The 25,882-nt window shown below is 36.0% G+C and carries 18 protein-coding genes and 1 pseudogene; 14 read left to right on the top strand and 5 right to left on the bottom strand.

The window, feature by feature from the left end:
- Positions 1-8: 8 nt before the first annotated feature.
- From M2306_RS14130 to M2306_RS14115, 4 genes are all read right to left on the bottom strand, one after another.
- Positions 9-791 (bottom strand): outer membrane beta-barrel protein, encoded by a 783-nt coding sequence (locus M2306_RS14130; RefSeq protein ID WP_259187468.1) that lies wholly within the window; start codon positions 789-791, stop codon positions 9-11.
- A 12-nt stretch (positions 792-803) separates the two neighbouring features.
- Positions 804-1,931, bottom strand: a complete 1,128-nt coding sequence (locus M2306_RS14125) for a PCMD domain-containing protein (protein WP_259187470.1) — start codon at positions 1,929-1,931, stop codon at positions 804-806.
- Between the two features lie 282 nt (positions 1,932-2,213).
- A complete protein-coding gene (locus M2306_RS14120; RefSeq protein WP_115092160.1) occupies positions 2,214-3,035 on the bottom strand; it encodes a porin family protein in 822 nt (273 codons plus the stop codon).
- Positions 3,022-4,107, bottom strand: coding sequence for a PCMD domain-containing protein (locus M2306_RS14115; RefSeq protein ID WP_115092161.1), 1,086 nt, complete (start codon positions 4,105-4,107; stop codon positions 3,022-3,024). Before M2306_RS14115 ends, M2306_RS14120 begins: the two co-directional genes overlap by 14 nt.
- Before the next feature lie 267 nt (positions 4,108-4,374).
- Here M2306_RS14115 and porZ point away from each other — a divergent pair, with 267 nt between their 5' ends.
- The 7 genes and pseudogenes from porZ (at position 4,375) to M2306_RS14080 (ending at position 13,908) form a co-directional block, all read left to right on the top strand.
- Positions 4,375-6,699, top strand: coding sequence for a type IX secretion system anionic LPS delivery protein PorZ (porZ, locus tag M2306_RS14110; RefSeq protein WP_259187474.1), 2,325 nt, complete (start codon positions 4,375-4,377; stop codon positions 6,697-6,699).
- Positions 6,699-7,412, top strand: a complete 714-nt coding sequence (gene recO, locus M2306_RS14105; RefSeq protein WP_002988910.1) for a DNA repair protein RecO — start codon at positions 6,699-6,701, stop codon at positions 7,410-7,412. The genes porZ and recO overlap by 1 nt, the downstream gene beginning before the upstream one ends.
- Before the next feature lie 272 nt (positions 7,413-7,684).
- Entirely contained in the window at positions 7,685-11,089 is a 3,405-nt protein-coding gene (ileS, locus tag M2306_RS14100; RefSeq protein WP_259187476.1) for an isoleucine--tRNA ligase, read from the top strand.
- Positions 11,090-11,099: 10 nt separating this feature from the next.
- Entirely contained in the window at positions 11,100-11,486 is a 387-nt protein-coding gene (locus tag M2306_RS14095; RefSeq protein WP_002988912.1) for a TraR/DksA family transcriptional regulator, read from the top strand.
- Positions 11,487-11,571: 85 nt separating this feature from the next.
- The gene (locus M2306_RS14090; protein ID WP_115092164.1) at positions 11,572-12,165 is read left to right on the top strand and encodes a lipoprotein signal peptidase; all 594 of its coding nucleotides are present in this window, start codon (positions 11,572-11,574) and stop codon (positions 12,163-12,165) included.
- A gap of 229 nt (positions 12,166-12,394) precedes the next feature.
- Positions 12,395-13,352: pseudogene (locus M2306_RS14085) on the top strand (succinylglutamate desuccinylase/aspartoacylase family protein).
- Positions 13,345-13,908, top strand: coding sequence for a 5-formyltetrahydrofolate cyclo-ligase (locus tag M2306_RS14080; RefSeq protein WP_259187483.1), 564 nt, complete (start codon positions 13,345-13,347; stop codon positions 13,906-13,908). Before M2306_RS14085 ends, M2306_RS14080 begins: the two are co-directional and overlap by 8 nt.
- A gap of 73 nt (positions 13,909-13,981) precedes the next feature.
- Here M2306_RS14080 and M2306_RS14075 read toward each other — a convergent pair whose 3' ends face one another.
- Positions 13,982-15,760, bottom strand: a complete 1,779-nt coding sequence (locus M2306_RS14075) for a helix-turn-helix domain-containing protein (protein WP_259187486.1) — start codon at positions 15,758-15,760, stop codon at positions 13,982-13,984.
- A 310-nt stretch (positions 15,761-16,070) separates the two neighbouring features.
- On the opposite strand from M2306_RS14075, the gene M2306_RS14070 reads away from it, so the two are divergent.
- The 7 genes from M2306_RS14070 to M2306_RS14040 all read left to right on the top strand — a co-directional run bounded on the left by M2306_RS14070 (position 16,071) and on the right by M2306_RS14040 (position 25,852).
- Complete coding sequence (locus M2306_RS14070) at positions 16,071-16,664, top strand: hypothetical protein (protein ID WP_259187488.1); 594 nt, start codon at positions 16,071-16,073, stop codon at positions 16,662-16,664.
- A gap of 587 nt (positions 16,665-17,251) precedes the next feature.
- On the top strand, positions 17,252-19,042 hold the full coding sequence (uvrC, locus tag M2306_RS14065) for an excinuclease ABC subunit UvrC (protein WP_259187492.1): 1,791 nt from the start codon (positions 17,252-17,254) through the stop codon (positions 19,040-19,042).
- A 25-nt stretch (positions 19,043-19,067) separates the two neighbouring features.
- Positions 19,068-21,296, top strand: coding sequence for a patatin-like phospholipase family protein (locus M2306_RS14060; RefSeq protein ID WP_259187494.1), 2,229 nt, complete (start codon positions 19,068-19,070; stop codon positions 21,294-21,296).
- Positions 21,297-21,515: 219 nt separating this feature from the next.
- The gene (locus tag M2306_RS14055; protein WP_115092171.1) at positions 21,516-22,676 is read left to right on the top strand and encodes a homogentisate 1,2-dioxygenase; all 1,161 of its coding nucleotides are present in this window, start codon (positions 21,516-21,518) and stop codon (positions 22,674-22,676) included.
- 49 nt (positions 22,677-22,725) lie between these two features.
- Positions 22,726-23,886 (top strand): 4-hydroxyphenylpyruvate dioxygenase, encoded by a 1,161-nt coding sequence (gene hppD, locus M2306_RS14050; RefSeq protein WP_115092172.1) that lies wholly within the window; start codon positions 22,726-22,728, stop codon positions 23,884-23,886.
- A 257-nt stretch (positions 23,887-24,143) separates the two neighbouring features.
- The gene (locus tag M2306_RS14045; protein WP_115092173.1) at positions 24,144-24,923 is read left to right on the top strand and encodes a DUF3108 domain-containing protein; all 780 of its coding nucleotides are present in this window, start codon (positions 24,144-24,146) and stop codon (positions 24,921-24,923) included.
- Between the two features lie 53 nt (positions 24,924-24,976).
- A complete protein-coding gene (locus M2306_RS14040; protein WP_236594204.1) occupies positions 24,977-25,852 on the top strand; it encodes a tryptophan 2,3-dioxygenase family protein in 876 nt (291 codons plus the stop codon).
- The last annotated feature ends 30 nt before the right edge of the window (positions 25,853-25,882 follow it).

Below are 25,882 nucleotides of genomic sequence, written 5' to 3'. Positions count from 1 at the left end.
TTTTTATTTTAGAATTGATAACCAAAACCGAGGTTCAAGTATATGTTGTGCATGCTAAAAGAAATATCTTCGAAGTCTTTTTTAAACAATCGATTTGCACCGTAGCTTACATCGCTAAAAAGTCTAAAATGACTGTTTAGATTCCATTCTCCACCTGCTTGAAAGCCCCATTGAAAGCGATTTAAATCATCAGAGTAGTCAAAATCAGCTGAAGCATCATCATTAAATTCAACTTTTAGACCTGTTGGAGCATTCTCACGTAAGTAACCGTTAGAAACATTTCCTGTAAAATTTCGATCAATTAAACCAGATAAAAAGACTCCCCCATATAAGTTCCAATTTTCAGATAAATTATAAACGGCTGAAATAGGAAAGGTTAGATACGTATTGCTTACATTGGTGTAAACATCTCCCGTAAAGTATCCTCTACTTGGACCTTTAGCAGAATTTACTTCTATTAAGTAATCTTTCACTCTTGCATCCGTTTTCATTCCTTTTTCTTCAAATCGAACCCCTAGTCGAACTCCCCATTGTTGGTTCACCCATTTTGTTGCATTGGCTTCAAAACCAGTCTGTAAACCTGGGTTGTAACTTTTTACACTGCGGATCTCACGGGGTAATCCCAAGGGAGCTGATCCTCCAATACTAAATTGAGCTTTTACTTGGTAATCCATATTTTGTGTAAAAAAAGCTTGAAATTTAGAGGATGGGTTTTCTTGTGCTTCTTGTGCATATAGGGTTGTTCCTAGTACAAAGAACAAACACCCAGAAAGGATATATTTAAAATTCATTTGTTTCTTTAATTAGTTGTTTATTTCTTGATCACTTAACACTTCAATTTCATCTATTGAGAGACGACTTCCAATAGCTCCATTGTATTTATCTCCTTCAAGACTAGAGGTTAGAACGATGGCTAACATATATTCATCATCAGGATTATATGCTCTACCTGCGATAGTGATAAAAGGTAATTCAAAATAGGTCCATTGTTCTGTCTCGATTCGATCTTCCGGTTTGATTCTTGCATAAGATAGAATACGTGGATCATCTTGAGGATTGTCTATGAATCTAAAATCATGTGTTGCCTTTAGATAATCATTAGGTGAATCTTTTTTAAAGTAGATAGCATAGATGTCAAAGGTATCTTCCGTTAGATTACTTTGTCCGTCTTTGCTGTGTATTTCGAATTTTTTTCCTTTTTTGTATTTGAAATACCCCGTTAATTTGGTTGGTGCTTTTTCCCAATTGGTTCCGAAACGTGGCGATTCTTCTGGTTTTGTAATATTAGTCTCAAATTTTCCAGTAAAAAGGTTTCCTGCAGCTATAGCCGCAAAAGCTTGTCCCATTTTTCCTGTTTTTTGTGTTTCTAATCGAACTCCTTGACCTATTTTTCCTTGAGGCTCAATGGTTGTAATCATGTGATCTTTGTCAGGTCTATTTTGTGGATCTGTCAAGAAACTGAGATAAAACCCAGAATTTCCGCTATCCCATATTTTAGCTTCTTTTTCACCATCAACTTCTATCCATTCATAAAACCCACCATTTGAAAATATGCGGGTATTTTCAAATGAAAATGTACTAGATATTTCAGCTGTATAAACGCTAATTTTATATGTTTTTGAGTAGGCACCATTCTGTGAAGTTACAGTATAAAATTGTGGGTTTGTGAAATCTCGCATTGTCCCACTGGCAGGATTTATTGTAGCGCCTTCAGTCAATGTGAATTCAGGAGCCAGTTGCGTGATATCTGCATACCCGTTTACATAAAATGTAACGAAGTCATTTTCAATTTCTACGGGTAGTTTTATAAGGTTCTCTGGAATTTTAGCTGTTACAATATCAGCTTCTGTATTTAACGCTTCATCTTTGATACAAGATGAAAAAAATAACCCTACCAATAGGGTTAGAAGAAAAATGTATTTATCTCTCATCGTTGAAATTAGTATTTATTAATGTTTACATCATGTAATCGTAATGATTACATAATCTTTAATCTACAAATTTACGTTATAATGTTGAGAATACGCGTTTTCTGCATTTTACTTCGTTAGATTGTGATTTTCAATACTTAAAATGAATAAAAATATTCAATTTTTTCATTAGTATTAAGATAAAAACTATTTTTTATGTCAAAAAGGCTTCAGACCTAGGATAAAAAAAAACTACAATCTTTCGATTATAGTCTCTATTTTAAACAAGACATCGTTGTTTACTTAAAATTGATAGCCAAATCCCAGATTTAAATAAATGCTGTACATGTTGAATGTAATGGCTTCAAAGTCTTTTTTAAATAAACCATTGAGCCCCCAATTTAAATCGGAAAACAAGCGAAACTGACTATTCACTTTATATTCAAATCCCAATTCTGCCCCCCATTGAAAGCGGTTTAAATCGGAAGAGAAATCATATTCTCCTTTGGCATCTTCTTCAAATTCTATAGGCGTTCCAATGGGATTGCCTTCCCGTAATACCCCTTCATATACATACCCTGTAAAATCGCCATCAATGAGTCCCGATAAATAAACTCCACCATAAACATTCCATTTTGAATTGACATTGTATACAGCGAGTACGGGAAAAGTAATATAAGAGTTCTTCATTTTTGTTTTTACATTTCCTGTAAAATACCCTTTGGTTTGTTTGCCTTCTTCGCCATCAATTTGCGTGTAGTAGTTTTTTACTCGCGCATCTGTCTTCATTCCACGTCCTTCAAAACGAAGCCCTGTTCGAATTCCCCATGTTTGATCATCCGTGAGCCATTTAGTTGCATTAACCTCTAATCCCATTTGTAAGGTAGGATTGTAGCTGTTGATTTCGCGAATTTGCGCTGGAATTCCCAAAGGCGTACTTCCACCTATGCTGAATTGTGCACGGGCTTGATAGTCCATATTCTTCGTAAAGAATGTTGTAAAGGCAGTGGGCGTTGCTGCTTCTATCGCCAATGCGTCTGGTGATTGAGCAAATGAACGGTAGGGGAATGCAAGTAGGCAAACCAACAGCAGATATAAGGACGGGCGTATATTATTCTTTTTCATAAACTAATTCTATTTCATCAACTAAAAGTGTACTGCCAATGGCTCCTTTAAATTCAGCTCCATCAATACTCGAAGTCATGACAATGGCAATCATATAATCTTTGTTCGGATCATAGGTTTTTCCTGGAATGACAGTAAAGGGAATGGAGAAGGTACTCCACGTTGTTGTTTCTTTACGATCTTCTGCTGGGATGCGTGCAATGGCTACATTTCGAGGATCAGCAAAGGCATGATCCCCCGTTAAGTAGTTGTCTTTTTTCTGTAGTTCAAAAATAATGGCATAGATGTCGAATGAATCTTGTGCACCAGGTACTTCATTATAATTCTCATCCGTCACTACTTTTCCAGGCGTGTATTTATAGACACCTCGTAAGGTTTGAGGCAAAGCACCACTATAAGGAAGCCCAAAACGAGTGGATTTCAATGTATTAAATGGGTTGAGTTTGAATTGCCCTAAAAATAAATTACCTGCCGCAATCGGATTTCCAGTTGCCGCTGCAAAATTGGATGTATATACGGTTTGCATTTTAACAGCTAATCCTCCTCTTCGACCTGGTGCTACTGTCGTTGGATAGGCCTCTGCGGGTGTTGAACCCGCAATCGTAGCATATCCTTGGTTTCCACTATCCCAATCGTAAATTTTCTCTCCATTAGAGCCAATTTCATAAAAGCGGTAGTAACGATCTCGGTCGGTTAGTTCGGCATTGTTGAAATCGTAATAGGTACTCAATTCATCACTCGTAAAGCTGACCAGATATTTTTTTTGCCAGCGTTTATCTTGGGCTGTGATAACGACCTCTTGGGCAGTTGAAAAATCACGCGTAACCCCATTGGGTGGATCCATCGTTGAATTGGGAGAAATGATAAAAAAAGGCGACTGATGCTCTAGATCTACATTTGATTTTACTCTAAATTCAACCGATGTATTCGTGATAATCGGATCCATTTTGAGGTATTCACTTGGAATATAAGCTTCTAATATGTCGGCATTGGTGTCTAATTCTTCCTCTTTGATGCAACTGCTGCACAAAAGGCTGAGTCCTACTAAATATAGAGAAACGACGTGTTTCATAGGGGTATAGTATTAATTAATGACATATTTACAATTTTCTTGCCAAATTTGATTGCTTTATGTTAAGCTTTTTCTAACACGGAAGGTAATGTATTTTTGTTTAGTTAAAACGTTTATTTTTTACTTTTTATTTTATAAAATAGAGCTTTAAATTTTGCGTCGATAGAGTTACTATTAGCTCCTCAAGGCATGGGAAAACCAAAATGAAAAGAAGGAGTTTATATTTCTTTTGATAGTAGTATATTTGTTTGATTGTAAATAGTCTGTATGAAAACCAAGCATTTAATTTATTTGTTGCTTTTAGGGGTTACGAGCCTTTGGGCTCAAGATACTCACAAGTGGAATAGTTATTTCTCTTATACGGAGGTCGTGGCTCTTGCTAAAGGACGCGATGTCGTTTTTGGAGCAACGCCTTCCGCTTTGTTGCGTTTTTCAGTCAATCAACAGAATATTGAAGTGTACAATTCCATTAGTGGATTAAAAACCAATCAAATTACAGCCTTGCATTTTAGTGATGTACACCAAAAGCTATTAATTGGAAATGAAGATGGTAGCTTACTCGTTTTTGATTTGAGAAATGACCGTATACGCACCTTATCTGATATTAAAAATAAACCCTCTTTACAGGTATTTGAACGTCGAATTAATGCTTTCTTAGAGGTTAAGGGACAAGTGTATATTGCGACGAATTACGGAATTAGTGCCTTTAATATGAATGACAATTCATTTGGTGATAGTTATTATATTGGAGCCAATGGAAAAAATAGCATCGTGAAGGATATCATAGCGACAAATCAAGATTTGTTGGCTATCACAGCAGATGGAATTAAACAAATTGGACTTCAAAATCCCAATAAGGTTGATTTTAGACAATGGACTACTTGGGAGAATGGATCAAATTGGGAAAAAGGATATGCAATAGGAGATAAGATTTTCTTGAGTGCAAAAGAAGAGACTACCCTTTATGAATTAACGCAACCAAATCAAGTCGTAACGGTAGCGGAAGCCAAGCAGCCAATTGTAAATTTTAATGAAAACGAGCAAGGACAATTGCTGTTGATTACACCGACACAAGTACTGACGTTACAAGGGGGAAATCAATTAATCGAAACCATACAACACGGTAACCTAGTGGATGCTGTTGAGGTGAATGGGGTGTATTATTTTGCGAGTAGTTCAGCAGGATTATTTCAAATGGCGAAAAACGGACAGAAAGAATCGTTATCGCCTGATGGACCAGAATCGAATCGTGTATTTTCACTGTTGTCAACAAGAGAGGGAACGTGGTTCATTAGTGGAGGATATGATAAAAATACATATAACCCCTATGTACCTACCTTAGCAGCCAAAGGATTGAGCTACTTTAATAAGAAAAAGGGGTGGGAGTTTTTGCCATTTGGCGCATTGAAAGATGCACGTGCATTAACCTATGCTGCGCTGAATCCGAAGAATGATAAGGAATTGTATGTCGGATCGTACCATTCGGGATTATTGCAAGTAAAATGGAAGAACAATAGTATTCAAGATAGTGAAGTGGTCTTGTTTAACCACGAAAATACGGGTACTACGGGCTTGGAGAATATGGAAATTGATCCCAATGACCCTTCTTTTCCTCCAGGTTATGCAACAGTACGTATAAATGGGGTTGTGTTTGATAAACAAGGAAAACTATGGGTAACGAATAACTTTGTGTCTAGTGCATTGAAGGTTATGGATGCCAATCAAAAATGGCAATCGTACTATTCGACTTATGGTATGTTTGACTATAAAAGAGGAAATTATGGGCGTTTAGTGGTGGATAAAAATGAAACCAAGTGGATCCCATCCCTAGAAGATGGATTAACGGCATTTAATGAGACAAAAAATAACCGTGTAGCCAAATTGAACACCGATTTGGGTAATCTGCCTTCGGATAATGTAAGTGCTTTAGCGTTAGATAAAAACAATCAATTGTGGATTGGTACAAATAAAGGATTGCGCGTGATTCAAAACGTCAATCAATTTCTGCAAACGACGAGTTTACAGCCAACCAATATCGTGATTGAAGAAAATGGAATTGCAGAAGAATTGTTTTATCAGCAGTATATCACAAAAATAGAGGTCGATGGTGCCAATCAGAAATGGGTGGCCATTGCAGATGCTGGGGTATTCTTAGTCGCTGCAACAGGAAAGAATGTCATCTATCATTTTACCAAAGATAATTCGCCTTTGCCTAGTAATACCATCAATGATATTGCTACAGATCCCGTATCTGGAGAAGTGTTTTTTGCCACTGACTTAGGGGTTGTTTCCTTTATGGCGGATACTTCTGAAGGACAAGATACGAATAGTTCATTCTATGCTTATCCCAATCCTGTTCGCCCAGAATACCTTGGCGAAGTGCGTATTGTTGGGTTAATGGATCGCTCTGTAGTAAAGATTACTGATATTGAAGGAAATTTAGTTTTTGAAGCAACCTCGAATGGTGGAACCGTGGTTTGGGATACACACGCATTTAATGGTAAAAGAGTAGCTTCAGGCGTGTATTTGATTATGGTATCATCGGCTGATCACGGCAATACCAAAGTTAAAAAATTGATGATTATTCGTTAATGGTTATACAGACAAAAGCCATTGTATTACAGGCTATAAAATACCAAGATAAGAGTTTGATAGTGAAATGCTTGACGAAAGAAGTGGGGATTCAAACCTTTTTCGTTCGCAATGCGTTTGCTAAAGGAAAAAACGCACAGAAAATAGCATATTTTCAACCTTTGATGTTGTTGGACATTACATTCGCTTTCAAGAATAAAGGCGGTATGGAGTACTTCAAAGAAATTAAAGTAGATCAAGTCTATCACAGCATCTACTATGACTTTTCTAAAAATAGCATTGCTCTCTTTGTCAGTGAGATTCTCAGTATGGTGGTGAGTGAACAAGAACGCGATGAACAATTTTATTCGTTTATCGAGACGGCACTCTTGTGGCTAGATACACATGATGAAACAGCAAATTTCCATTTGTTACTCTTGGTTGAATTATCAAAATACCTCGGATTTTATCCAGATTCCTCCGAGATGGATTGCCATTATTTCGACTGGTATGAAGGCGTGTTTACCGATATTCACGTTGCAAACTGTTTTGATGCAGAAGAAACATTTTTGTTCAAACGCTTGCTAGACTTAGGATTTGAGTCGGATCAAAAGGTGTTTTCTTCTCGAGATAGAAAAACGCTTTTAGCCTTGTTGATGAAATATTATGAAGTACATTTTACGGCTTTCAGAAAACCAAAATCTTTGGAGATTTTGAAGGAAGTATTTTCGTGAGGCGGTGAGAAGGTGAGGTTTGTTCTTTGTGAGGTTCGCTCACCGCCGCACCCTCTTAACTATCTCATCATCTCATCATACCTCACTCATAGTAATCTCATAACCCATACCTCATAACCTCCTCACCCTCTCCCCAAAAAAACAACCATCCAATCTCACAAAAAACAAAAAACAGTCAATTTTTGCTCTTTTTAGTAGCAATTATTTGGTATGTAATTAAATGAAAATGCGTAAATTCGCCCAATTGATTAAAAAATAGTAGAATAATAACGATGAGCACTAAATTTACAGAATATAAGAATCTTGACATGTCAGGGGTAGCATCTGAGATGCTAGAGTTTTGGAAGGAACAATCCATATTCGAGAAAAGTATTAGTACGAGAGAGGATAACAAGCCTTTTGTGTTTTTTGAAGGACCACCTTCAGCTAATGGTAAACCTGGGATTCACCACGTAATGGCTCGTACGATTAAAGATATTTTTTGTCGATATAAAACACAAAAGGGATTCCAAGTAAAGCGTAAAGCAGGTTGGGATACGCATGGATTACCTGTTGAATTAGGGACAGAGAAAGAATTAGGGATTACGAAAGAAGATATCGGGGTAAAGATTACCATCGAAGAATATAATCAAGCATGTAAGCGCACAGTAATGCGTTATACCGATTTATGGAATGAACTGACGCAACAAATGGGATACTGGGTAGATATGAATGACCCGTATGTAACCTATAAGCCGAAGTACATGGAGTCTGTATGGTGGTTGTTGAAACAGATTTACGATAAAAATTTATTGTACAAAGGATATACCATCCAACCGTACTCGCCAAAAGCTGGTACAGGTTTGTCTTCACATGAGATTAACCAACCGGGTGCATACAAAGATGTAACAGATACGACTATTGTTGCACAGTTTAAAGCGATAGAAGCTACATTACCTGCCTTTTTACAAGGTTTTGGAACTATCCATTTCTTAGCGTGGACGACAACTCCTTGGACGTTGCCTTCTAATACAGCTTTGACAGTGGGGCCAAAAATTGATTATGCTTTGGTGAAATCATTCAACCAATATACAGGTGAAGTGATTCAAGTTGTTTTAGCGAAGCCTCTAGTGGGTAAACAATTCGCTGGAAAATTTGCTGCAGTAGAAACAGAAGAAGAATTAAACGCATACAAAGAGGGAGATAAGAAAATTCCTTATTTGGTTGTGAAAGATTTTAAAGGAGCTGATTTAGTTGGAATTAAATACGAGCAATTATTGCCGTATACGTTGCCTTATCAAAATCCTGAAAATGCCTTCAGAGTAATTGCTGGTGATTTCGTAACAACAGAGGACGGTACAGGTATCGTACATACTGCCCCAACATTTGGAGCGGATGATGCGAAGGTTGCAAAAGAAGCAACTCCAGAAATACCTGCCATGTTAATCTTGGATGCAGAAGGAAACCCTGTGCCATTAGTTGATTTACAAGGCCGTTTTGTGAAAGAACTAGGTGAAGAGTTAGGTGGCAAATATGTGAAGAATGAGTACTATGATGATGGAACTGCACCAGAACGTTCAGTAGATGTTGAAATCGCAATTAAACTAAAAGAAGAGAATAAAGCATTCAAAGTAGAAAAATACGTACACAGTTACCCACATTGTTGGAGAACCAACAAACCGGTATTGTACTATCCTTTAGATTCTTGGTTTATTAAGATTACAGAGGTAAAAGACCGTATGTTCGAATTGAATGAAACGATAAACTGGAAACCAAAAGCAACTGGAGAAGGACGTTTTGGAAATTGGTTGAAAAATGCCAACGACTGGAACTTATCTCGTTCGCGCTATTGGGGTATTCCATTGCCAATCTGGAGAACAGAGGATAAAACAGAGGAATTAATCATTGGTTCAGTAGAGCAAATGATGGCGGAGATTGAAAAATCTCAACAAGCAGGATTCCAAAAAGATAATCCGTATGCTGGATTTGTTGTTGGTGATATGTCTGAAGAAAACTACGACAAAATCGACTTACACAAAAATGTAGTGGATGGTATCGTTTTAGTTTCTCCAAGTGGTAAACCAATGTATCGCGAATCTGATTTGATCGATGTTTGGTTTGATTCTGGTGCAATGCCGTATGCACAATGGCATTATCCATTTGAAAACAAAGAATTGGTGGATCAAAATGGGGCATATCCAGCAGATTTCATCGCTGAAGGAGTGGATCAAACCCGTGGTTGGTTCTATACGCTTCATGCGATTGCAACGTTGGTGTTTGATACAAAAGCGTATAAAAACGTTGTGTCAAACGGACTAGTATTGGATAAAAATGGATTGAAAATGTCGAAGAGTTTAGGCAATACGATTGATCCATTTGAAACGCTAGCTGAACACGGACCTGATGCGACACGTTGGTATATGATATCGAATGCAAATCCTTGGGATAACTTGAAATTCGATTTAGAAGGAATTACAGAAGTACGAAGAAAGTTCTTCGGTACCTTATATAATACGTATAACTTCTTTGCGTTGTATGCTAATATTGATGGATTTAAATACGCAGAAGCAGAAGTTCCTGTTCAGGACAGACCTGAAATTGACCGTTGGATTCTATCAGAATTAAATACATTGGTGCAAAAAGTAGATGAGTGCTATGCAGAATATGAACCAACACGTGCAGCAAGAGCAATTACAGAGTTTGTAACAGAAAACTTGAGTAACTGGTACGTGCGTTTATGTCGTAGAAGATTCTGGAAAGGGGAATATGCACAAGATAAAATTGCGGCGTATCAAACGTTATATACATGTTTGATTACAGTAGCTAAATTAGGTGCTCCTATTGCTCCATTCTTTATGGATAGACTTTACAGAGACTTAACATCAATCACGAATTCAGAAAATTTTGAATCCGTACATTTGGCTGATTTCCCGAAATTTGATGCTTCATTTATCGATGCAGGGTTAGAAAGCAGAATGCGCAAAGCGCAGATTATTTCTTCTTTAGTTTTATCGCTTCGCAAGAAAGAAATGATTAAAGTACGTCAACCGCTACAACGCATTATGATTCCAATTTTGGATGAAAATCAACGTTTAGAGATTCAAGCTGTTGAAGATTTGATCAAAGCGGAGGTAAACGTAAAAGAAATTGAACTGTTAGATGACGCTTCGGGGATCTTAGTGAAACAAATTAAACCTAATTTTAAAACATTAGGACCGCGTTTTGGTAAGGATATGGGCTTGATTGCTAAGGAAATACAAAATTTCAACCAAGAGAATATTGCTGAAATTGAGAAAAATGGCGAAATAGTTTTAAAATTAACAGAAAAAAGTATTATATTAACACTTTCGGATGTAGAGATTACTTCTCAGGATATCGAAGGATGGTTAGTGGCTAATGAAGGAGGTATTACCGTTGCGCTTGATATTACAATTACAGAACAATTGCGCAAAGAGGGAATTGCCAGAGAGTTAGTAAACCGTATCCAAAATATTCGTAAAGACTGTGGATTCGAAGTAACAGACAAAGTAAAAGTTACATTGCAAGATGTAGTAGAAATAAGAGAAGCTGTTTTAGCTAATGAGGATTATATAAAATCTGAAACATTAACTCATACATTAGAATTTGTAGACACGCTAGAAAACGGAGTGGATGTAGAGTTTGATGAGCTGAAAACACGAGTATTAATTTTAAAATAAAATTAAAATTATGAAAGAGACTGGCGAATTAGTACGTTATTCTGACGCAGAGCTGGCAGAATTCAAAGAGTTGATTCAAGCTAAAATTGAAAAAGCACAAGCTGATTTAGAATTAATCAAAAGTGCATATATGAATGATTTAAATAATGGGACTGATGATACATCTCCTACATTTAAAGCATTTGAGGAAGGTAGTGAAACGATGTCTAAAGAAGCGAATTCTCAATTGGCTATTCGTCAAGAAAAGTTCATTAGAGATTTAAAAAACGCTTTAATCCGCATCGAAAATAAGACCTATGGCTTATGTAAAGTGACAGGTAAATTAATCGATAAAGAACGATTAAAATTAGTGCCACATGCTACAATGAGCATCGAAGCTAAAAATATGCAACGTTAAATGAATAACGAAGCGCTCTTTTTAATAAAAGAGCGCTTTTTTTATCTCGTAAAATCGTTTACATTTGCTTCTAAAACTGAAGAGAATGTCATTAAAGAAAGCCTATTTACTAGCTGCTATAATTTTAATTATCGACCAATGGTCTAAAATCTACATCAAAACGAATTTTTTATTAGATGAAGAAATTTTTGTGTTTGATTGGTTTAGAATTCACTTTATAGAAAACGAGGGAATGGCTTGGGGAGTTTCTCTTCCTGGTGACTATGGGAAGTTGGCCTTAACGTTATTTCGCATCATCGCTGTATTTGGTATTGGTTGGTGGTTGCAAGATTCAGTAAAGAAAAAGCTCTCTAATTATCTAATTGTTGCAATCTCTTTGATTTTAGCAGGTGCAGTGGGTAATATTATAGATTCAATCTTCTATGGTGTTATTTTTGACGATAGCACGCATCAATTGGCAACGATATTTACGGATAAACCTTACGGAACCCTTTTCCATGGAAAAGTAGTGGATATGCTTTATTTTCCTATTTGGAAAGGAACATTACCTGAATGGTTACCTATTTGGGGAGGAAAGTACTTCACGTTTTTTAATGCAATCTTCAATTTCGCAGATACCGCTATTTCGGTAGGGGTAGGTATTTTAATTGTTTGGAATAAGCGCATTTTCAAAAATTAATTCCTTTGGATGGTGAGGGGAAATGAGAGATCGAAACGCAATGAATCTTCATTGAACACGAATAAGATAAAAAAATAGAAGAAATAACAAAAAACGGACGAATTTAAATTCGTCCGTTTTTTGTTTACTGTTTACTTGGTACATCTTGATTACCTCATCAACTTCACAAAAAACAACTTCACACCTTTACAATTTTCACTATCTTCACTTCTCGAAAATAAAGCGAGCTATGAAGATATTAGAGGAAGTGATTTTACCCGGTGAAAGCAAGACCTTACACTTAGAAATTGCAAGATTACATACGGCAACTAAACTAAAAATTCCAGTCATTATTTCGCGTGCCTTAGAGGACGGGCCTACGATACTCTTTTCGGCAGGTTTACACGGAGATGAGCTTAATGGGGTTGATATTGTGCGCCAAATTGTACATCAGGGTTTAAATCGCCCAAAAAGGGGAACGATTATTTGTATTCCGGTGATTAATATCTTTGGGTTTATTAATAAAACGCGTGAATTTCCAGATGGTAGAGATTTAAATCGCGTCTTTCCGGGTAGTAAAACAGGTTCATTAGCGGGGCGTTTTGCGTACCATATCTTAACGCATATTATTCCACATGTTGATTTTGTAATAGATTTCCACGCAGGAGGTCAAAGTCGATTCAATGCCCCTCAGTTGCGCATTGCGATGGGATGATAAAGCTGTACTAGAACCTTTGGCAAAAATTTTCCATCCCCCTTTCTTATTGTATTCCAATCAAATTACAGGATCTTTCCGCAGTGCTTGTGCGAAGCGCGGAGTTAAAATGTTGTTGTTTGAAGGAGGGAAATCGCTAGATATTAATGCAGAAGTATCTAAAATGGGAGTAGAGGGAACCAAGCGTGTTCTCCGTCATTTTGATATGTTACGCGAAGAGATTGAAGTTGAAAATCGCCAAGAAAAAATGGTGATTATTAGTCAATCTGTTTGGATTAGAGCAAAACAGTCCGGTTTAATGCATGATCAAGTAGCTGTGGGAACCTTTGTGAGAAAGGGCGAAGCCCTTGCTTATATTTCAGACCCTTATGGAAGAGAAAATGTAATGATTAAAGCACCTAATAGCGGCTATGTCATTAATGTTAATGACTCACCGATTGTGTATCAAGGAGATGCTATATTTCACTTGTCAAAAAATAGTACCCATGAATAAAACTACAGCACGTCAAAAGTATATCCAAGCTAGAGAAGCACTTACACAAGAGGAGGCTGAAGAAAGAAGTTTAGCCATTGCCAATCAATGTTTGCGTTTGCCTATTTGGGATAAGGTCAATTACCATTTGTTTTTGTCCATTGTACAGAAAAAGGAAATTGACACTGATTTCCTGATGCAGGTCTTGGCAGGTAAGGATAAAAATATAATTCTGTCTAAATCCGATTTTAAAACTGGAGATATGCAGCATTTTTTATTGACGGATAATACAGTATTACGCGTCAATAGCTATGGAATACCTGAACCACAAGACGGAATTCAAATTCAAGAAAATCAGTTGGATGTTGTCTTCGTTCCGTTGTTGGCTTTTGATGAAAAAGGCAATCGCGTAGGGTATGGAAAAGGATTTTACGATCGCTTTTTGGAAAAATGCAAACCCGATGTAATTAAAGTTGGACTTAGTTTCTTTGAGGCTGAACCCCATATTGAGGACGTTTCGCCTCTTGATATTGCGTTGGATTATTGTGTGACACCAGATAAAATATATGCTTTTTAAAAGAGATGAAAGCTAAAAGCCCCAAAAGGTTAACCTTTTGGGGCTTTTTTATCGTTGCGGTAACCGAGTGTTGTTAATGCGCAGTTTTACTTTGATCCATCTCTTTGAAATCTTCGTCTTGTTGACGCATTTTAATAAAATCAGTCACTGATATTTTTGTAATCTCTTTAAAAGAATTCGAAAAACTCTTGGAACTACCAAAACCAAATTCATCAGCCAAACCCGTCAGGTTGAGTAGGTGAAGTTTGGGGTTGTACGTCAATTCGCGTACCGCATGTTGAATGCGAAGGCGTTTAAGGTAATCTGAAAAATTGATATTCTTTTCCTCATTAAAGAATTTGGACAAGGTATTGCGGTTCGTTCCAAATTGACGAGCCAATTCATCTTGGGTAATTTTCTGTAAATATCCTTTTTTGCGTTCAAAGTCCTCTAATTTTTTGATGAGCACCTGAGTTGTGTTTAATGGCTGTTGAGATTCTATTAAATTCACAATGGACGCAGTATCTGGCTGTTGTTCTTGTTGTAAACGCTGTGATAATTGTACTGCTTCTTTCGGTGATTCATGAATCAGCTGCTTGTATTGCTGTTTTAATTTTTGTTGCTTTTTCTGGTAGTAAACCAATCCTAGAAACACAACCAGAATTAAAACCGTTACAAGTCCATACAATCCTTTAATTTGAGATTGGCTTTTAGATAGTTCATATTCTAGCTTTTGTTTAGACGCTTCTAATTTCTTCGTATCTAAGTGTGTATGGATATACGAGCTGAGTTGACTGTTACTTTTATGTAATTCAGCTGATAATGTCATTAATAGTTTGGTATAGTATAACTCTTTTTCTAGATCTTTTTTCTCTTGGTAATAGGTGATTAAGTAGTTAAAGGCTTCACTTAATTCGGTATTAGCATAATTGGTTTCCTTGTACAGTGTTTCAATTTTTTGAAAATAAGGCAGCGCTTTTTCTTTTTGCCCATTATCCCAAGCATTTTTCCCTAAATATAAATAAATAAGGTGTTCGTTTGCATAATCCCCATTGCTTTGGATAGGTGGGAGAGCTTTATATAATAAAGAATCAGATGCTGCATATTGTTGTAATTGATGATTGTGCATCCCGTTGATGAGATCAAAATAAGCAATATCGAGTATTCTATCCTTTTCAATTAGTTTGCTCGTCGCTTTATAACCGTTTTGAAGCAATAATTTAAGCGTATCATTTTTTTGTTGACGGAAACTTGATTTACTCAAAGAATAGATGTTACTGAGATAGCCACGCAAATTATTGTACGCATTACTGCTGTCATTCAATTGACTTTGGTAATATAACATTGCTTCTCTGCTGACCTGACTGGATTTGTCAAATTCTTCCAAATGGTAATAAATACCAGCAATAGAACTTTTTACCTTATTGAGCGTATATTCATCGTCTGTCTTCTTTAAATAGTCCTCTGCTTGTAGCCCATATTCGAGTGCTTTTTTAAAATCTTTATTCACATATTCAATATGACTTTTGGTATTAAAAGCTTGACCAATGGCTCGAATATTATTTATCTGTAGAGTAAATTGAAGCAAACTATCAGCATATTTACTTTGTTGTTCAAAATCATCGACAAGGGCTATCTTTTTGCGATATGCATTGATAATATCTCCAGAAAGATTTTCTTTTTTAGCTTTTTGAAGGTAATATTCAATACAGATGGCTTTATCAGTAGGACTAAGAAGGTCATTATTGATACTGAAGAGTAACTCTTGCATAGACCAATTTTTATAATCCGTATTGTTTTGCGTAGGAGATCCATAAACAATAAACCCAAATAGGGTTAGAAATAAGAAAGTCCAGAATTTTTTTAGAAACATTTGGTAAGGGTTTAGAAGCTTTTCTTTAAAGGTAAGTTTTTTTTATGTTTTATAAAATATTGATAGTCAGTATTTTTTACAATTTTTCCTTCTTGATTACAATTTTTCCATTTGCTTGAAATATCATTGTTAACTTGTTTGAAATCAGTGTTTTTTGCAAATATCCAAACAAATTTTACAATCCATCCATTGTTGAGAAGCAAAAAACTTGTGCTTTTGTATTGAGCGAACTAAGTTTGCTTTCGTAGTCACAATGAGAAAAAAGTGAGCTGTAAAAGAAAGTACCATTTAATTTAAAAACAGCAAAATTATGAAAAAGATTTATATATGTATTGCAATGGGGATATTCTTTGCTTCATGTAGTACAGAAGAGGGGACGAAAGAATCTATACAAAATCTTAGAACGGTTAATGTTGATACACAAGCAAGTTGGAATAGTATAATGACAAAGATTGAAAATACATGTGTTCAACAAAGTTACAATGATACAGAAGAAGTGATTGCTTATGTAGAAAGTGTTGCATTTGAAAATAAGGACTTTCAAGCTTTAGATAAAAAAAAATATAAATCACCAGGAAGTGTAGAGGTAGAATACTTGCTAACTGTTAATCCTGCAAATGCATTAAGCGCTATGGGTTATTCTACAGCGACCAATTATTATCTAAATCAAATGTTAGTAGTGAATGGTCCATGGGCAACTAATCCCGCATCTGATTCTAATGTTTCACAAAGAGACAAGGAGTTGTTAGGATTTTTGAGCTATACTTGGGGACCAGATAAAGATTGGGATTGGGATAAAATGAGACCATTAGCCTTTGTAAAAGGATATGAAAATAGTGTGGCAAAAGCGATTATATTATCAGTTGTGGTTAAAGAATCAGAAAAAATTGAAAAAGTAAATTAAGAAATCAATAAGTGTTGTTTCTATAGAGCTAGCAGTCCGGAATGCTGGTCAGAAACAAAGTAATTGATATAAAAGAGAAAATGAACAAAGAAGAGGGTACATGAGAGTGAAATAAATACTAATATCCTTAGAAAGTAAAAATAGTAATGGAACTTATAATTACCTATCGGTTTAAAATATTTGCAGTGTTATTGCTACTATGGGCAGGGATGAACTTTTGGGTGTTTCCACCGGCCTGGTTTTGGGTTGCCATTGTTTGTATGATTCTGGTTTTGGGGATCAGTGTTAAGTTGTTCAAGGCGAAGCCTTAACTTTTAATACGATAATCAGTAAATCAACAAGCGAGGCAAAAAAATAGTTAGCTTTATCGTTTTAGACGGGTAAAAAATAGAGGAATTATATCCATTATAATTGATTAATTTAGATGGTAAAAAGGGTGTTCAATCGAACACCCTTTTTTATTGATTGCAATTGAGATTCTCCTAGAAGTAAATGTTGTAATTTCAATCAAGAATACTACGTTTTAGGAAAGCATCTTTTGCCGTCCTAATTTTAAGCTTTATTTTTGTTCCTAAATTAAAGAGTAGATGCAAGTAAAAGAAGAGTTAGCGTTACAAATACAAACCTTACCAGATCAACCTGGTGTATATCAGTATTTTGATAAAGAAGGTAAGATTTTATATGTTGGTAAGGCGAAGAACTTGAAAAAAAGGGTGAGCTCTTACTTTAATAAAATTCACGATAATGCAAAGACCAATGTATTAGTCAAAAAAATTGTGAAGATTAAACACATCGTTGTACCAACGGAAACGGATGCGTTGCTGTTGGAAAACAATTTAATCAAACAATTGCAGCCTCGTTATAATGTCCTATTAAAGGATGATAAATCCTATCCGTGGATTTGTATTAAGAAAGAACCTTTCCCTCGAGTATTTGTTACGCGTCGTATGGTGAAAGATGGTTCAGAATACTATGGACCCTACACAAGTATCAAAACAGTGAATACGCTCATGGAGCTTATCAAAGAACTTTACGCTATTCGTACCTGTAGTTATGATTTGTCCTTGCAGAATATCCGAAGTGAAAAGTTTAAAGTTTGTTTAGAATATCACATCGGCAATTGTGGAGGACCTTGTGAAGCCTATGAAACGAGCATACAATACGATAAGAAAATCACCGAAATACGCGATATCCTAAAAGGGAACTTCAAAGAAAGTCTGAAGGGATTTAAAGCGTATATGTTGGAATTGGCCACAGCGATGCGTTTTGAAGAAGCCCAACAAATTAAAGAAAAAATAGAATTGCTTGAAAATTATCAGGCGAAATCAACCATTGTCAACCCAAAAATTGGCAATGTAGATGTCTTCTCTATTATTTCTGATGAAACCAATGCCTATGTCAACTTTTTACAAGTTTCATACGGAGCCATTATTCGCTCGCATAACTTAGAGCTAAAGAAGAAACTAGAAGAAACAGATGAAGAATTATTAGCCTTAGCTATTATAGAGATTCGCAGTAGATTTGAATTGCTAACCAAAGAAATTCTCGTTCCTTTTGATTTAGCTTTGGGCGAGCAGATGAAAGTGACGGTACCCAAAATGGGCGATAAAAAAGCGCTGTTGGATTTATCGGAACGCAATGCCAAATTTTATCGCATGGATCAATTAAAACAAATTAAAATTGTGGATCCAGATCGTCACGTAAAGCGCATCATGCAACAGATGATGAAAGATCTGCGCTTGCCAAAAGAACCACGCCATATTGAGTGTTTTGATAACTCCAATATTCAAGGAACTAATCCGGTGGCCGCTTGTGTCGTCTTCAAAGATGGTAAACCAAGTAAAAAAGACTACCGTCATTTTAATGTTAAGACCGTTGAAGGACCAAATGATTTTGCTTCGATGGAAGAAATTGTCTTCCGAAGATATAAGCGTTTACTCGAAGAAAAAGAAGCACTTCCTGATCTTATCGTTATTGATGGAGGAAAAGGACAGTTGGGTGTTGCCTTAAAGAGTTTGGAAAATTTAGGGCTAAGAGGAAAAATTCCTATTATCAGTTTGGCCGAACGCTTAGAAGAAATTTTTTATCCAGGGGATAGTTATCCGCTTTATTTGGATAAACGATCGGAAACGATGAAAGTGATTATTCACCTTCGAGATGAGGCCCATCGCTTTGGGTTAACGTTTCACCGCAATCAACGCAGTAAAAATGCGATTACAAGTCGATTAGACGAGGTACCTGGTATTGGAGAAAAAACAAAAACAAAGTTGATGAATCACTTTAAATCAGTGAAGCGAATCAAAGAAGCTTCTATTGAAGAAATAGAAAGTGTAATCGGAAAAGCAAAAACTAAAGTTTTATTGGAACATTTAAACTAAATTAGTAGGATAAAAAAGGATAACTATGCGCAGAATTATAGCATTATTAGCAATAGTATTAGCGGCAGGTACGAGTTTTGCCCAAGAAGAGGATCGTCCTAAAGTAGGAGTGGTGCTGAGTGGTGGTGGTGCAAAAGGTCTTGCACATATCGGCGTATTGAAAGTGTTAGAAGAGCAAGGTGTACAAGTAGACTATATTACAGGAACTAGTATGGGAGCTATTGTAGGGGGATTATATGCCTCTGGATATACCGCTTCAGAATTGGATTCCATCTTTAGCAGTATTGATGCTACAGCGCTAATTAGAGACTATATTCCTCGTATTTCTAAATCGTTTTACGAAAAGAAAAACGATGAAATTTACGCCTTAACGTTACCCTTTGACAAGTTTAAGATTGGATTGCCAAAAGCTTTTTCGCGAGGCATGTACAACTACAACTTGATGAATCGATTATTAGCGCATGTTCGACATGTGCGTGATTTTAATGATCTCAATATTCCTTTTTTATGTATTGCAACGAATATCGAAACAGGAAAACCTGTTTTGATTGATTCGGGATATTTACCGCAAGCCATCTTGGCGAGTGGGGCTTTTCCCTCTTTATTTGCCCCTGTCTTAATTGATGATAAACACTTGATCGATGGTGGGATTGTCAATAATTATCCGATAGAAGAGTTAAAAGCATTAGGCGCAGATATTGTGATTGGAGTCGATGTTCAAGATGGATTAAAAGACATAGATGCCATCAGTGGTGCTGCTGATGTGTTGTTGCAAATTTCCAATTATTCAACCATCAATCAAATGAAGAATAAGATTGGAGAAACGGACATCTACATCAAACCCGATATCTCAGGTTATACCGTAGTCTCTTTTGAAGATGGGAAAGCAATTATTCAACGTGGGGTTGCAGCGGCTGAAACAAAATTGGATGAAATAAAGAAAATTGGTGGGAAAAAGGATGTATTGCAGAAGCAATTTGTACCGAAATACACCGATAAAATATATGTAAATTCGATTGATATTAATGGATTAACTCGATATACACAGCGTTATGTCCACGGAAAGTTAGGGTTTAAACCGAACAGTATGGTGACGTTTGATGAACTTGAAAAGGGAATAGATCAGCTGAACGGAACGGACAACTTTAGCAGTATATCTTATCGCTTTGATTCAAATGGAGAGGGAGATGAATTGGTCTTGGATTTAGTTGAAAACCCAACGAAACGCTATTTAAAATTAGGTGTTCACTACGATGGGTTATACAAATCAGCAGCTTTATTGAATGTAACGCAGAAGAATCTATTGATGAAAAGTGATGTGGCTTCTTTAGATGTTGCCGTTGGTGATAATGTACGCTACAATTTCAATTATTTCGTGGATAATGGATTTTATTGGAGTGTAGGGATTAATTCAAAATACAATCAATTTAGTCATGACTTACGCTTTAAAATGTTATTGAAAAATGACCATTTTGAATTGCCTTCCGATATTGATCTTGCTAGTTTGCCTGCGAAGTTTAATGTCGATTACAAAGACTTAGAAAATCGCTTGGTTTTTCAAACTTTTTATCAACAGAAATTCCTATTAGCGGCAGGATTAGAGCATCGTTACTTCGATATTAAGAGCAATACGCTGAATGTAAAAGAAAGCAATTTTGATCGCAGTACCTATTTGGGCGCATTTGCAAATTTTACTTTTGATACCTATGACAATAAGTATTTTCCACGCAAAGGATTCATGTTCAAAGGAGAGTACAAAAACTACTTCTACTCGTCGGATTACCTTGATAATTTCCAGAACTTTTCGATGGTTACTGGGCAGGTGGGGTATGCAACACGCCTAGCAGATAAATTGTTTGTCGATTTGCGTTCACGTGTGGGGGCAACCATTGGCAATACACCTTCTATGGGCTTCATGTATTTTCTAGGAGGATATGGATTTGCTGATCGGGATAATCTTATTCCTTTTTATGGGTATGATTTGTTGAGCATAGCTGGTAATTCGTATATCACAGGATCATTGAACTTAGATTACGAAATCTTTAAAAAGCATCACATCAACTTTTCTGCAAACCTAGCGAATGTAGGGGAAGATATCTTTTCTGGCTCTGAATGGTTGTTTAAATCAAAGTATTCAGGGTATGCAATAGGGTATGGGATGCAAACGATGATTGGACCTATTGAAGTGAAATACAGCTATTCACCAGATACAGGAGGAAGCTATACCTATTTCTCTGTTGGTTTTTGGTTTTAGTTAAGAATTAAAGCGACTTAACTCCTTGTGTTTTAGCAATACGCAAATAAAATTTGGTTAACAAGTTGGATATATCATTTTTATTTCGATATTTGTGATATTATGAAAATACAATGGGACGGTTTATTGGCTTACATTAAGTTTCTGATCAAGAGAAATCCTGAATGAGAAACTTTTACTTATATCATTTTTTTTCCAACCTTAAAACTATAAGTAATTATGCCTTTATATCATCGCTTAGGGAGTATTCCCCCTAAACGTCATACGATTTTCCGTAAGGAAAACGGTGACTTATACTATGAACAATTGTTTGGTACAGTTGGTTTTGACGGAATGTCAACAAATATGTACCATGTACACCGACCGACACAGGTGAAAGAAATACGTAAACAGTATTCAGTTGCACCTAAAATTGCGAAAGCAAATAACATTCAATCTTACCGACTAAGAGGATTCCAGGTAGAACCCGAAAATGATTTTTTAGAAAGCCGAAAAGCAGTTTTGACCAATAGTGACTGTACCATTGTATTAGCGGCTCCTAAGAAATCAATGGAGGACTATTTCTACAAGAATACCGATTCTGATGAATTGATTTTTATCCATAAAGGATCAGGAACTCTGCGTACTTTTTTAGGAAACTTAACCTTTAAGTATGGCGATTACTTAGTTGTTCCAAGAGGAATGATTTATAAAATGGATTTCGATACCGAAGATAACCGTTTGTTTATCGTGGAATCTAAACATCCGTTTTATACACCTAAACGTTATAGAAACTGGTTTGGGCAATTGATGGAACACTCTCCTTTCTGTGAAAGAGATATCCGTCGACCAGAAAACCTAGAAACCTATGACGAAAAAGGAGATTTTTTAATCAAGTTGAGAAAACAAGATGAAATCTTCGAAATGGTATATGCAACGCATCCTTTTGACGTCGTAGGCTATGATGGATATAATTATCCATATGCCTTTTCAATTCACGATTTTGAACCGATTACCGGGCGTATTCACCAACCACCTCCTGTACATCAAACATTTGAAACCGCTGGTTTCGTCGTTTGTTCTTTTGTACCGAGATTATACGACTATCACCCAGATGCTATTCCTGCTCCTTACAATCACAGTAATATTGACAGTGATGAGGTGTTGTACTATGTTGATGGTGATTTTATGAGTCGTAATGATATCGCACCAGGTCATATTTCATTACACCCTGCAGGTATTCCACACGGACCACATCCAGGTGCTGCAGAGCGTTCAATTGGAAAAACCGTTACAGAAGAGTTAGCCGTAATGGTGGATACTTTTAAACCGTTAATGGTGACAGAAGAAGCAATGAAGATTGCCGATGAACAGTACTACCAATCGTGGTTAGAAGAATAACAAACAACAAGAATAAAGAGAATAAATAAACAACAACAAAAACTATATTATGAGTAAAGAAGTAAAGTCGGTTGAATTTGGCTTAGAAAAAATATTTGAAGGAGCGCAAGATTTCTTGCCTTTATTAGGAACAGATTACGTTGAATTTATCGTTGGGAACGCAAAACAAGCGGCTCACTTTTATAAAACAGCGTTTGGTTTCCAATCATTAGCGTATGCAGGATTAGAAACAGGAGTGAAAGACAGAGCATCTTACGTATTAGTACAAGATAAAATCCGCATCGTTTTAACTACACCATTAACTGCAGAGTCTGAATTAAATGACCATATCGTAAAACACGGAGATGGAATTAAAGTAGTTGCACTTTGGGTAGAAGATGCACGTAAAGCATACGAAGAAACAACAAGCCGTGGTGCTAAATCATACATGGAACCAGTTGTTGAAAAAGACGAATTTGGTGAAACTGTTCGCGCTGGGATCTATACATACGGTGAAACTGTTCACATGTTTGTAGAAAGAAAAAATTACACAGGTGTATTCTTACCTGGTTTCGTTAAATGGGAAAGCGACTACAATCCAAAACCTGTTGGATTGAAATACGTGGATCACATGGTAGGAAACGTGGGATGGAATGAAATGAATACGTGGGTAAAATGGTACGAAGATGTAATGGGATTCGTAAACTTCTTATCTTTTGACGATAAACAAATTAATACAGAATATTCTGCTTTGATGAGTAAAGTAATGTCAAACGGTAATGGACGTATTAAATTCCCTATCAACGAACCTGCTGAAGGAGCGAAAAGATCACAAGTAGAAGAATACTTGGATTTCTATAATGGTCCTGGAGTTCAGCATATTGCTGTTGCAACAGATGATATCATCAAAACAGTTGCAGAAATGAGAGCAAGAGGAGTTGAGTTTTTATCTGCTCCACCACAATCTTATTATGATGCAATTCCTGGTCGTTTAGGTGTTCACATGGATATGATGAAAGAAGATATCAAAGAATTACAAAAATTGAGTATCTTAGTTGACGCTGACGAAGAAGGATATTTATTACAAATCTTTACAAAACCAGTAGAGGATCGTCCAACTTTATTCTTCGAAATTATTCAAAGAATGGGTGCAAGAGGATTCGGTGCAGGTAACTTCAAGGCGCTTTTCGAATCAATTGAGCGTGAGCAAGAGTTGAGAGGAACGTTATAATCTGAGTTAAGAATATCTTAAAAACCTTCATTTTGAATGTGTTATAGTTAAAGTGGGGTTAAAAGATAGGAGATATATAAATAATCAATAAAAAACTGTACATTTGCACTCGCAAAAATAAAGATGTCATAAGCTTTATTTGAGTGTAATAAATTTTTCATAATTTATAGTTTTTTGGTTGGTTAATAGCATAAAAACTCAGTCAATTATTTGACTGGGTTTTTTTGTTTGTTATTTTTGAATAAAATTAGCCAACTATGAAAAAAGTATTATTTGTTTTTTATACCGTCCTATTATGTGCACTAACTACTTTTGCACAAACGAAACCTCAAGCGTTTAAAGCAGGAGAATACTTGAAATTCAGAGTGTCCTATGGGATTTTGAATGCAGGTATTGCAGAACTGACCTTATCTGAAACAACCTACAAAGGAAAAAGTATGTATCATGCCAAAGGTATTGGCTATACTACTGGGCTTTCTAAGGTTTTCTTCAAAGTGTATGACGATTATCAAAGTTATTTCGATAAAGATCAAGTCGTACCCCATCGTTTTATCCGAAAAATTGATGAAGGCGGTTATACCAAAGACCAAGAAGGTTTCTTCGATTATACCAAGAAAAATGTTCTTGTTAAAGATTACGAGAAAAAGAAAGAAAGCACCTATCCTATTGTTGCAGAAGTGCAGGATATTGTATCTGCCTTTTATTACCTGAGAAATCACCCAAAATTAGATAATTTAAAAAAGAACGAAGCCGTTGAGATTGATATGTTTTTCGATGGAGAAGTGTTTCGTTTTAAATTGTTATACCTTGGTACAACGGAATTGAAAACTAAATTTGGAAAGGTGAAAGCTTTGAGTTTTAGACCTTATGTGATGGCAGGACGCGTTTTCAAAGAAAAAGAAAGTTTGACTGTTTGGGTTTCTGCTGATGCGAATAAAGTTCCGTTGCGAATCAAAGCAAGTTTAGCCGTTGGTTCGCTAAAAGCAGATTTAGAAGAGTACAAAGGATTAGTTTCAACGTTAAAAACAGAAAAGTAATGAATGATATCACCAATCAACATATAAAAAATTTAGAAGAAAAATTTACCCAAATGGGACAAAATCCCAATGTACATTTAGAAGGTTTGTTGTATGGCAAGCCTTTGACGTATTGGGATTATATTCAAACGGATGCCTTATTAGGATTGCAAATTCAGCGCACCTTATACCCAGATGAAATGGTGTTTATTATGTACCACCAGGTCAATGAATTATTGTTTAAAATGATTTTATGGGAAATGGAGCAATTAGCCGTACCTGCACCAATCGCAGTAGATGTCTTTACCGATAAATTGATGAGAATTAGCCGATATTTTGATATGTTGACTAATTCTTTTAGCATTATGGGTGATGGAATGGATGTAGAACAGTATAATAAGTTCAGAAATACACTAGCTCCTGCCAGCGGATTTCAAAGTGCACAGTACCGCTTAATCGAGTTTGCTTCAACAGATTGGATTAATTTAATTGATAAGCGATTTATTCGCGATTTGCCAGAGAATATTTCTGAAGAAGAAGCGTTAGAATATCTATACTGGCAAGCAGCGGGTAAAAATTATAAGACAGGCGAAAAGTCCTACTTGCTTGGTGCGTTTGAAAAAAAATACAGTCAAACTTTTGTTAAAGCAATGAAAGATTATGAAAAAACAAATTTATGGCAGAAATTTGTTGAACTTCCTAAAGAAGCACAAGCATGTCCAGAATTAATTCAAGCCATGAAACATTATGATTATACCGTTAATGTTACTTGGGTGATTGGACATTACAAAACAGCGCTGAAGTATTTAGAAAGTACAGGAGTTACCAAGGAAGCTACTGGAGGTAGTGATTGGAAAAAATATATGTTGCCAGAATATCAAAAGAGAATATTTTTCCCGGGCTTATGGTCAGAAGAGGAATTAGCAAATTGGGGTAAAGGATTGATTTAAAAATAGAAAAAAGGAAGTTTTGAAGTATAA

The sequence above is a fragment of the Myroides gitamensis genome, from assembly GCF_029894455.1.
GTDB lineage: Bacteria > Bacteroidota > Bacteroidia > Flavobacteriales > Flavobacteriaceae > Flavobacterium > Flavobacterium odoratum.
This window is presented reverse-complemented; position numbering and strand designations above follow the sequence as displayed.